This is a genomic window from Vreelandella sp. 2A-K22 (assembly GCF_054065485.1).
Genome location: NZ_JBSUGC010000016.1, coordinates 145338 through 155320, shown reverse-complemented (window position 1 = coordinate 155320; position 9983 = coordinate 145338). Strand labels below are relative to the sequence as shown.

At 57.7% G+C, this 9983-nt stretch carries 12 protein-coding genes and 1 riboswitch; of the genes, 8 read left to right on the top strand and 4 right to left on the bottom strand.

Annotation, left to right across the window (positions count from 1 at the left end; translation table 11 throughout):
• Window positions 1-172: 172 nt before the first annotated feature.
• On the bottom strand, window positions 173-1045 hold the full coding sequence (locus ACW17M_RS20505; protein WP_269318634.1) for a LysR family transcriptional regulator: 873 nt from the start codon (window positions 1043-1045) through the stop codon (window positions 173-175).
• A gap of 152 nt (window positions 1046-1197) precedes the next feature.
• On the opposite strand from ACW17M_RS20505, the gene ampC reads away from it, so the two are divergent.
• Window positions 1198-2370, top strand: a complete 1173-nt coding sequence (gene ampC, locus ACW17M_RS20500) for a class C beta-lactamase (protein ID WP_457548014.1) — start codon at window positions 1198-1200, stop codon at window positions 2368-2370.
• Window positions 2371-2561: 191 nt separating this feature from the next.
• The gene (locus ACW17M_RS20495) at window positions 2562-3227 is read left to right on the top strand and encodes a cupin domain-containing protein (RefSeq protein ID WP_022520852.1); all 666 of its coding nucleotides are present in this window, start codon (window positions 2562-2564) and stop codon (window positions 3225-3227) included.
• On the opposite strand, the gene ACW17M_RS20490 is transcribed toward ACW17M_RS20495, so the two are convergent.
• The gene (locus tag ACW17M_RS20490) at window positions 3224-3592 is read right to left on the bottom strand and encodes a DUF6164 family protein (protein WP_022520853.1); all 369 of its coding nucleotides are present in this window, start codon (window positions 3590-3592) and stop codon (window positions 3224-3226) included. The two genes, ACW17M_RS20495 and ACW17M_RS20490, sit on opposite strands and share 4 nt — an antisense overlap.
• 9 nt (window positions 3593-3601) lie before the next feature.
• On the bottom strand, window positions 3602-4138 hold the full coding sequence (gloA, locus tag ACW17M_RS20485) for a lactoylglutathione lyase (protein ID WP_009288132.1): 537 nt from the start codon (window positions 4136-4138) through the stop codon (window positions 3602-3604).
• 244 nt (window positions 4139-4382) lie between these two features.
• Here gloA and ACW17M_RS20480 point away from each other — a divergent pair, with 244 nt between their 5' ends.
• The 6 genes from ACW17M_RS20480 to ACW17M_RS20455 all read left to right on the top strand — a co-directional run bounded on the left by ACW17M_RS20480 (window position 4383) and on the right by ACW17M_RS20455 (window position 8573).
• Entirely contained in the window at window positions 4383-4727 is a 345-nt protein-coding gene (locus tag ACW17M_RS20480; RefSeq protein WP_022520854.1) for a hypothetical protein, read from the top strand.
• Between the two features lie 54 nt (window positions 4728-4781).
• Window positions 4782-4880, top strand: a riboswitch (TPP riboswitch).
• Between the two features lie 23 nt (window positions 4881-4903).
• Window positions 4904-5713, top strand: coding sequence for a hydroxyethylthiazole kinase (thiM, locus tag ACW17M_RS20475; RefSeq protein WP_190374144.1), 810 nt, complete (start codon window positions 4904-4906; stop codon window positions 5711-5713).
• Window positions 5703-6335 (top strand): thiamine phosphate synthase, encoded by a 633-nt coding sequence (gene thiE / locus ACW17M_RS20470; RefSeq protein WP_190374145.1) that lies wholly within the window; start codon window positions 5703-5705, stop codon window positions 6333-6335. Before thiM ends, thiE begins: the two co-directional genes overlap by 11 nt.
• Window positions 6332-7252: a LysR family transcriptional regulator gene (locus ACW17M_RS20465; protein WP_190374146.1), complete on the top strand. Its 921-nt coding sequence runs from the start codon at window positions 6332-6334 to the stop codon at window positions 7250-7252. The genes thiE and ACW17M_RS20465 overlap by 4 nt, the downstream gene beginning before the upstream one ends.
• Window positions 7253-7330: 78 nt before the next feature.
• Window positions 7331-7756, top strand: coding sequence for a DoxX family protein (locus ACW17M_RS20460; RefSeq protein WP_190374147.1), 426 nt, complete (start codon window positions 7331-7333; stop codon window positions 7754-7756).
• A gap of 79 nt (window positions 7757-7835) precedes the next feature.
• Window positions 7836-8573 carry a DODA-type extradiol aromatic ring-opening family dioxygenase gene (locus tag ACW17M_RS20455; protein ID WP_027958800.1) on the top strand — a complete coding sequence of 246 codons (738 nt, stop codon included), beginning with the start codon at window positions 7836-7838 and terminating at the stop codon, window positions 8571-8573.
• Here the strand turns inward: ACW17M_RS20455 and trhP are convergent.
• Window positions 8566-9936 (bottom strand): prephenate-dependent tRNA uridine(34) hydroxylase TrhP, encoded by a 1371-nt coding sequence (gene trhP, locus ACW17M_RS20450; RefSeq protein ID WP_457548013.1) that lies wholly within the window; start codon window positions 9934-9936, stop codon window positions 8566-8568. The genes ACW17M_RS20455 and trhP overlap by 8 nt on opposite strands.
• Window positions 9937-9983 lie beyond the last annotated feature (47 nt).

Sequence of the window (9983 nt, the reverse complement as noted above, 5' to 3'; positions counted from 1 at the left end):
ACCACGACCACGACCACGACCACGACCACGACCACGACCACGACCACGACCACGACCACGACCACGACCACGACCACGACCACGACCACGACCACGACCACGACCACGACCACGACCACGACCACGATGATCATGGTCACAGCCACTAAGCAGTTAACGTCAATAGTGCTGCTCAGGCATTAATGGCCGTGAGCAGCCATTCCCGGAAGGACGCCATGGCGTGGGTTTCGGGGCGTGTCTGCAGGCGAGTCAGCCAGTAACCGCCTAGGCTAACAGCGGTGTCGAAAGGCTGTATCAGTGCGCCGCTGTTTAGTTGGCGGGGAAACATCAGCGGTGGCGCCAGCGCCACGCCTGCCCCTTGTAGGGCTGCTTCCACCATGGCGATGGAAGAATCAAACACAATGCTGTTGGTCATCGGAAAGCTGCGTGGTAGCCCTGCCGCCAATAGCCACTCTGTCCACTCATCAGCGCGATAAGAGCGCAGCCAGGTTTCCCCCAGCACATCGGCTGGGGTGTTAAGCCGCGCGGCGATATCAGGTATGCACATTACCGAGAGGGACGCCGGTAGTAGCGGCTGCGCCGCGGTGCCATGCCAGGCCCCTGTGCCAAAGCGGATCGCAAAATCCAGCCCTTCGCCGGCAATATCCGCGCGGTTGTTATGGGTGGAGAGCCGTAAATCGACGTAAGGGTACTGGCGCTGAAAGTCTCCCAGTCTCGGCAGCAACCAGCCGACGGCAAAAGTCCCCACCACGCCGACGTTTAATACCTCCCGATAGCTGCTCTCGCCCACCCGCTCCAGCGTGTGGGCTATCTGGTCGAATGAACTCTTCAATACCGGCAGCAGCAGCTCGCCCTCCTGGGTAAGCATTAGCCCCCTGGGCAAACGCTTGAACAGCGGCACCTTCAACAGCGTTTCGAGCAGCTTTACCTGGTGGCTTACCGCCGCCTGGGTCACATGAAGCTCTTCTGCCGCGCGAGTAAAGCTTAAATGCCTGGCCGACGCCTCAAACGCGCGCAGCGCCTTCAACGGCAAGTAGGGACGCACCAACTTGACCCCCAAATTTTTCTAATGGCTTATGCAAAATATCGCTGTTTGTGAATTGCCGCAGCGCGCCGTAAGTTAACCCCTGTCACAGGCTTTGCGTCTGGAAATAACTCTCCGCCCTCTCTTGGTATTAATCACAACAGGATTTTGGTATGCATAAGATGTTAGCAGCAAACTGCGGCCTTATCATGACAGGTTCGCTTCTACTCAACGGCTCTGCATGGGCTTCCGGCACGCCTGAAAGCGCCGATATTGAGGCCCTGGTGAACGATACTATCGCGCCTTTGATGGCCGAGCACCGTATTCCAGGCATGGCGATCGCGCTGAGTATCAACGGCCAGCAGCACTACTTTAATTATGGCCTCGCCAATCAAGAAGCGGGGATTCCGGTCACTGATGAGACGCTGTTCGAACTCGGCTCTATCAGCAAGATTTTCACGGCTGCACTCACTGGCTATGCCCAGGCTAGCGGCGCCCTCTCGCTTTCCGACCCGGCCAGCCGCTACCTGCCTGAACTTGAAGGCAGCGCCTTCGATGAGATCACGCTGCTGGAACTGGGTACTTACACCGCGGGCGAGCTGCCGCTGCAGTTCCCTGAGTCGGTTCAAAGCGAAGAGACGATGATCGACTACTACCGCCAGTGGCAGCCTGAATCCGCCCCTGGCAGCCATCGGCTCTACTCCAACCCAAGCCTGGGCCTGTTCGGTTATCTCGCCGCACAAAGCCTTGACCAGCCCTTCGAGGCGCTGATGGAGGAGGCGCTGTTTCCCCCGTTAGGGCTTGAGCATAGCTACTTTCAGGTGCCTGAAGCGCAGCAGGCGAACTATGCCTACGGTTACTCTAAAGAGGATGAACCCATTCGGGTGAACCCAGGCATGCTGGATGCCCAAGCCTACGGATTGAAATCGACTGCCGCAGACGTACTAACGCTGGTGGAAGCCAATATGAGTGGTGCTGAGCTTAATGAGCCACTAAGCCAAGCCTTGGCCGCTACGCGCACGGGGTACTTTGAGGTCGGCGATATGACCCAAGGACTGGGGTGGGAAAGCTATGCCTACCCGGTGGCGCTCGATCAGTTACTGGCAGGCAACTCGCTTGAGATGATTTTGCAGCCCAACCCTGCCAACCGCTTAACCCCACCGCTAGCCCCCAGGCAGGAAGCGCTCTATAACAAAACCGGCGCTACCAACGGCTTTGGCGGCTACGTGGCTTTTGTACCCAGCGAGCAAATCGGCATTGTGCTGCTGGCTAACCGCAACTACCCCAATCAGGCGCGCATCGAAGCTGCACATCATATTCTTACCAAACTGACTGAAGCGCCCTAAGCAAGCAGCCAGACAACCTGATGCCGCCTTCGTGAACTGCACCCCAATCGTTGGATATTCGTCCAATGGTTGGGGTGTTTTTTATGGCGATATAACGAAGATCAAACAACCGAAAGTTGCATTTTTTGCTGTCGATAAGGAGACTAGCACCCTCCCCCGTCACTTACCTTCACTGCGAAGAGCCCTTTCCCATGCGTCTAAACGCCGATTTTAGCCACTTTGCCTGTGTTACCCCGGAAGAGTATCAGTGGGTCGATTCCCCCAGCGCGGGGGTAGAGCGCATGATGTTTGACCGGATTGGTGATGAAGTTGCTCGCGCTACCAGCCTGGTGCGCTACGCCCCCAATACAAAGTTTGAGCGGCATACCCACGGCGGCGGCGAAGAGATTCTGGTATTGGAAGGCGTGTTCGCCGATGAGCATGGGCGCTACGCGGCGGGCAGCTACTTAAGAAACCCCATTGGCACCGGCCATACCCCGCAAATTGGCGAGGAAGGCGCGCTGATATTTGTCAAACTGCACCAGTTTGACCCCAACGACACGCTACAGTTGGCAGTGCCAGCGCATCGGCTGCCCTGGCAGCCTGATCGACGCCCGCGCATTGCCTATAAAATGCTGCACACCTACAAGCAGGAGCGCACCAGCCTGGAGCGCTGGTCGGCGGGCACCTCCATTACCTACCCCACGCTGCTGGGCGGGCTGGAGTTTTTGATTCTGGAAGGCACACTGAGCGATAGCGAACAGAGTTACACGGCAGGCACCTGGTGCCGCTACCCCAGCGGTTCTGCTCCGGCACTTACCGCCGGTGATGATGGCGTCATGATGTACCTCAAACGCGGCCATCTGCCAGCCGCTTAGCTTCGCGACATACCCAGGAACGGCAGCAGCGTAAGGGCGGCAATAAGCCCCACTGCTAGCAGTACTAACACGACCTGCACCGGGTGAGCGGCCAAACGACGCCACAGCGTCTCCGCGTCACCCCGCTCAACCGCCGCCTGATGCTCGCGTTGGGCGCGCTCAAGGCGCTCCGCCTGGTAGGCCTCTAACGCCGCGATGGCAGCGTCGTGCTGATGTGGATTGCGCAGCCAAATCGCGTCAACGCCCAGGCGGAAAAAGCCCGCCTGGGTTTCATAGGTATCAAAGCCATGGGCAGCGAGCAGGTCACGCACCTCCATGGCCTCTTCGTCGGTCACATGGCGCAGCCGGAACAGTAGTTCAGCCATTGGCGTGCCTCAAGAGTCGCTCTTCCCCACCATCAGGTCTGCCTGAATCACTTCGATCCAGTAGCCATCCGGGTCTTTAACGAAGATAACATCTTTCATCTTGCCCTGATCGGAGCGTTTGACGAAGGTGACGTCATGCTCGTCGAACCACGCCTGGGCCGCTGCCAAATCCGGTACGTTGAAGCAGATATGCCCAAAGCCCTGGGGTTCGGCATTGCCATCGTGATAGGCGAAATCTTCCTGGTCTTCAGTCCCCCAGTTGTGGGTCAGCTCCAGCAGCCCTTTCTGGCTAAACGTCCAGGCGGTACGCGCTTGTGCATCGTCCGGAACGCTGTCGCTGGGTTCCAGGTTGGCCAGGAAGTAGAGCGAGAACTGCATCTCTTCGAAATCCAACCGCCGCATCACCTGCATACCAAACACTTTTGAGTAGAACGCCAATGCCTGCTCAGGGTCTTTCACCCGCAGCATGGTGTGGTTTAAACGAAACCCTTGAGTTTGGGGCGGCGTAGCCACGACGCCAGGATGCTGCTCGCCTTGAAAACTCATTTTGCTCTCCTATCGCTGATGTTGATCATTGAATCCATTGAGCTTCACGTACCGCTTACCATGGGGGCTTTATGACCATAATAACAGCCCTTACAAGCACGTAGGCAGTGTCGTATCGAGGTGCCGATAAGCGCACTGGCAATACTAAACAAAAACCCTACACTTATTCTTCATAAGCTTTACAAAAAGCAGTTCCCGCAACATGAGTGATGCCCCACCTTTGAGGCGTCCACAGGAGTTTTCCATGAGTGCGATCGATATGACGCTGGGTGACCACCTGACGCTAAAACAGCTTTCCAATGCGCTTCACAACGGTTTTTCGCCGATTGTTGAAGTCGAGTCGATGGATGGAATCTACAAAGTGCGTTTTCACCATGCTAACGGCGTGTCTGAGCTGAGCGATAACAAGGGCCACGTCAGTACTTTTCTGGGCACGGGCGAAATCCGCGATACCCTGGGCCAACTGGGTTTGACCCACGGCGTGCTAACCTTCGCCGACCAGTGTGGTGACGAGATGATTGGGGTCGAGGGTAAAGCGATGACACCTGATGAAATGCTTACCTACGGTACGCGTATTTCGTTTCGTTAGATTGCTATCGTCCGCATCCGGGGCTTTACAGGGCTACTTCAGGCAAGGATAGTAATCCCTCGACAGGGGCGCCCTCCGTTACGGTTGGGCTGAGAAGCACCCTTTGAACCTGAACCGGATAACACCGGCGTAGGGAGTCGTGGTAACGCTTACCACCTCCCTGCCGGGAGGATGCTATGACCCTACGCCCGCTTGGCGATTACCTTGAGACGCTGCGCTCAGTGACACCGCTGGTTCACTGCATGACCAACTATGTGGCCATGAACAGCACTGCCAACCTGCTGTTAGCCACCGGCGCGTCGCCCGCCATGCTGCATGCGCCTGAAGAAGTGGCTGAATTCACGGCTATCTCCGCGGGGCTGTCGATTAATATCGGTACGATCTCTGCCCACTGGGCTGACGCTATGCTCACCGCCACAGCGACTGCCGATCAGCATGCCATTCCCTGGGTATTAGATCCCGTCGCCGTTGGCGCCACGCGCTATCGCCAAACGCTGTGCGCGAAGCTGCTGGCCGCTAAACCCAGCGTGATTCGTGGCAATGCGTCTGAAATTCTTGCCCTTAACGGTTTAGCTAGCCAAGGCCGCGGCGTGGACGCCACAGCCGCCACCGACCAAGCCGTGGACGCTGCAATAGCATTAGCGCAAAAACACGGCTGTATTGTCGCGATGACCGGTGAAAGCGACTGGGTGACGGACGGCACACAGCACTACCGCATTAACGGTGGCCATCCTTTGATGCCCCGTGTAACAACGCTTGGCTGTGGGCTGAGCGCGCTAGTGGCGGGATTTGTGGCTGCCAACCGCGACGCCCCACTGGGTGCAACGGCAGCCGCGCTGGCCTGCTTTGCGGTCACAGGAGAGCGTGCGGGCAGCCACGCCAACGGGCCTGGTAGCTTTCAAGTGGCACTGCTGGATGCGCTGTATCAACTCACCCCTGACGACCTCACTACTTATGCCCAACTGGAGGCAATCCATGCCGCTTGATCTATCGCTCTACTTGGTCACCGATGCCACGCTCTGCCAAGAGCATGGTTTGGAACAAACGGTTGAGGCAGCGGTAAAAGGCGGTGTCACCATCGTGCAGTTGCGTGACAAGCATGCCAGCGACGAACAGATGATTGCCCAAGCCAAACGGTTAAAAGCGCTTCTGGCGGGCACCGGTATCCCGCTGATCATTAACGACCGTTTGCAGGTGGCACTAGAAAGCCAGGCAGATGGCCTGCATGTCGGTCAGAGCGACGCAGCCGTTCAGCAAGCGCGCCGGGTACTAGGTGAGCAAGCGATTATCGGCCTGTCGATCAATACTATCGCCCAGCTGCAAGTCTCTCCGTTTGAGCTACTCGATTATGTCGGGATTGGTCCCGTGTTTGCCACCGAGAGCAAACAAGATCACGCCCAGCCCATCGGCTTTGGCGGTTTAGCGGCGCTGGTCAAGGCGTGCCCACTGCCCAGCGTGGCCATTGGTGGGCTGAAAGCGGATCATGCGATTAGCGTACAGCGCGCGGGAGCGAACGGTTTAGCGGTGATATCGGCCATTTGTGGCCAGCCCGACCCTTACCAGGCAGCGCGCGCTTTTCAGATTTTCCAAGCCGATTCGGCGTCATGAATCAGTTAGAGCATATCGTCGCTTTTGTGCGGGTAGCCGAGTTGAGTAGCTATACCCGCGCTGCTGAAGCGCTGGATATTTCCCGCACTCGCGTATCCCGCCAGGTCATGGCACTGGAAGAGACATTGGGCGCGCGACTGATACAACGCACCACGCGACGACTACATCTCACTGAGGCCGGAGAACGCTATCTAGTCCGCGCCCAAGGGATACTGCAAGCGCTCGATGAGGCCGCCGCCGAGGTGGGCCAAGGTACCAGCGATGTGCGTGGACGGCTGCGCGTTAATGGGCCGATGAGCTTTGGTACCCGCTACCTAGCGCCGCTCGTCGCCCAGTTTATGCACACCCACCCGGCGCTAGAGGTGCGCCTGGATTTGAACGACCGCCGTGTCGACCTGCTTGAAGAGGGTTACGACGTAGCGATCCGTATCGGCAGCCTGCCTGACTCCAGCCTGGTGGCGCGCCGACTGACGCGGTGCCGCCTACTGTTTTGCGCATCGCCTGAATATCTTGCCAACCACGGTGAACCCGACAGCGTTCAAGCCCTTGCCAAGCACCACTGCCTACGCTACCGCAGCGGCCAACAGAGCGCTGACTGGAAGATTGCCACGCAGTCATTGACGGTCAATGGCCCACTGGAAAGCAATAACGGCGATGTACTCACCCACGCCGCGGAAGCTGGCCTGGGCATCGCTCAGCAGCCCAGCTTTCTGGTCACAGAGAGTATCGCCAGCGGGCGTTTAGTGCCCATCTTGACCAATGAGCCAGCGGTACGGCTCGATGTTCATGCCCTCTACCCCGCCCGGCGCTACCTGCCCGCCAAGGTGGAGCGCTTCATCGACCTGCTCACCGAGGCGTGGGGCGATCCGCCAGTTTGGGAGCAGAACATTGGATTGTCGCCCATTACGCAACAGTGATGTGCAAAATACGCTGATTATCTCGATCTTATCCGGCTGTAAAGTAGCGTCATCAACCACTCGATGGAAGCTACTACGATGACAACGCATACTCACTCTGCCCCCTCTCTACAGCACTCTTTACAACCCCAGGCCATCTCGCTACTGCGCGTCGCACTGGGTGTGATGGCCCTTGCTCACGGTTTGCTCAAGGTGTTTGTATTTACCCTACCGGGCACCGTCGGCTATTTTGAATCACTGGGTTTACCAGGGTTTCTGGCCTACCTGACCATTGCTGCCGAAGTAGGCGGTGGAGCCGCCCTGATTCTGGGTGTTTACACCCGCTGGGTGAGCCTGGCACTGGTGCCGGTACTGCTCGGCGCTGCTTGGGTGCATCTTGGCAACGGCTGGATGTTCTCAAATGCCGGCGGCGGTTGGGAATTCCCGGTGTTCTGGACGCTGGCGTTAATCGTGCAAGCGGGCCTGGGCAGCGGCCGCTGGGTGCTAAGTAACCGATTCGCCTAACACCTAAAACTATCGCCTAACCCTATTGCCAGCGCTTGCTTACCGCCAGCGTTGGCCATGCTGCTGAGGAGACTCACTCATGTTACCTAGTCTGTTTATTTCCCATGGCTCGCCCATGCTGGCCCTCAATAAAACCCCGGCTCATGCCTTTCTACGCGAACTGGGCAGGCAGCTTGCGCCCAAGGCGGTGGTAGTGGTCTCAGCGCACTGGGAGAGCCTGGCGCTCAAGGTCAGCATCAGCGCCAAGCCAGAAACCATTCACGACTTTGGCGGCTTCCCACAGGCGCTTTTCGAGTGCCAGTATCCCGCCCCGGGTGAGCCGGAACTGGCTGAACGGCTGGCCGTGTTACTGGGCGCCGAGCGGGTAGAGCGCGGCCTGGATCACGGCGCCTGGGTGCCCCTTTCGCTGATGTTTCCTGACGCCAATGTGCCGGTTGTTTCGCTGTCGCTTCCGGTGCGCTGGAGCAATGCGGAGCTGGTCACGCTGGGCGAGCGCCTGTCGGCACTGCGGGAAGAGGGGATTTTGGTGATCGGCTCGGGCAGCCTGACCCATAACCTGTATGAAATCATGCCCCAGGAGAGCCCTATGCCCGCCTGGGTAGGTGCATTTGCCACTTGGGTGAGCGACCGCCTTATCGCCAATGATCGTGAAGCACTGCTTAGCTGGGAGAACGCCCCCAACGCGCGGGAGAACCACCCGACCCCTGAACACTTCCAGCCGCTGCTGGTGGCCATGGGGGCAGGAGGTGACGCAAAACAGCTACACCACAGCGTGGAGCACGGTGTGCTTGCAATGGACGTTTATGCGTTTAGCTGATCGCTACCCCCAACGATTCAGATTGTGCTGCTCTGGAAGGCTTGAGATCACGCATTAACAGCGCAAACTCAAGCTGTTCAGGGGTAATGCTGACCTTGGGAACGGGGATTCGCACGCGATGCCCAGAACCAGGTGCTGCGCTCTGCGCTTCACCTCGCAAGTTCTCGATATGCTCAAGCACGAAGCGGTGATTGCCACCTGGCAGCATAAGCTCCATGCCATCCCCTACTTCAAAGCGATTTTTAACCTCGACTTCCAACCTGCCACGAGCCGGATCGAAACCCAGCACTTCACCGACGAACTGTTGGTGAACGCCGATCGAGTTCCCCTGCTCATAGCTTTGGAACTCACCGTGCACATGGCGTTGATAGAAACCTTCGGTGTACCCTCTATTCGCCAGGTTCTCAAGTTCATCCATTAGCCGTTTATTGAAGGGGCGCCCAGCGACTGCGTCATCAATGGCTTGGCGATAGACTTGCGCTGTACGCGCAACGTAATAATGGGACTTGGTGCGCCCTTCAATCTTTAGTGACGCCACGCCCATTTGCGTCAGCCGAGCGACATGCTGCACCGCGCGCAGATCCTTGGAGTTCATGATGTAGGTGCCGTGTTCATCCTCATACACAGGCATCAGCTTGCCAGGGCGTGAAACGTCTTCAATCAGCGCCGAAAGCTCGTCTGGGCTGCCGACCGCTGCACTGCCACTTCCTTGGGCGGCTATTAAGTCGCCCGTGTCATCCTGGGTCGCTGCTACGGTGTTGTATTTCCAGCGACACGCGTTGGTACAGGTACCTTGATTAGGGTCGCGATGATTGAAATAACCCGACAGCAGGCAACGCCCTGAATAGGCGATACACAGTGCGCCGTGAACAAAGGTTTCGATCTCTAAGCCTGGGCACTGTTCGCGTATTTCGCCGATCTCTTCCAGTGATAGCTCCCTAGACAAAATGATGCGGCTGATACCCTGCCGCTGCCAGAATTGGGCGGCAGCCCAGTTGACGACGTTCGATTGCACCGAGAGGTGGATAGGTTGATCCGGCCAGCGATCACGAACCATCATAATCAAACCGGGATCCGACATAATCAGCGCATCGGGCCCTGCCTCGATCACCGGCGCCATATCCTGAAGGTAGGTTTTCAGTTTGCTATTGTGAGGGGCAATGTTGGAAGCAACGTAAAACTGCTTGCCTCGGGCATGGGCATACTCGATACCACGGTGTAAGTTATCAATTTTAAAATCGTTGTTGCGCACTCTGAGAGAGTAGCGTGGCTGCCCTGCGTAGACCGCATCGGCCCCATAGGCAAAGGCGTAACGCATGTTCTTGAAGGTGCCGGCAGGGGAAAGTAGTTCGGGGGCTTGCATAGACAGTCACCGTGATCAGGACGATGGCTCGCAGCGGACTGCGATGA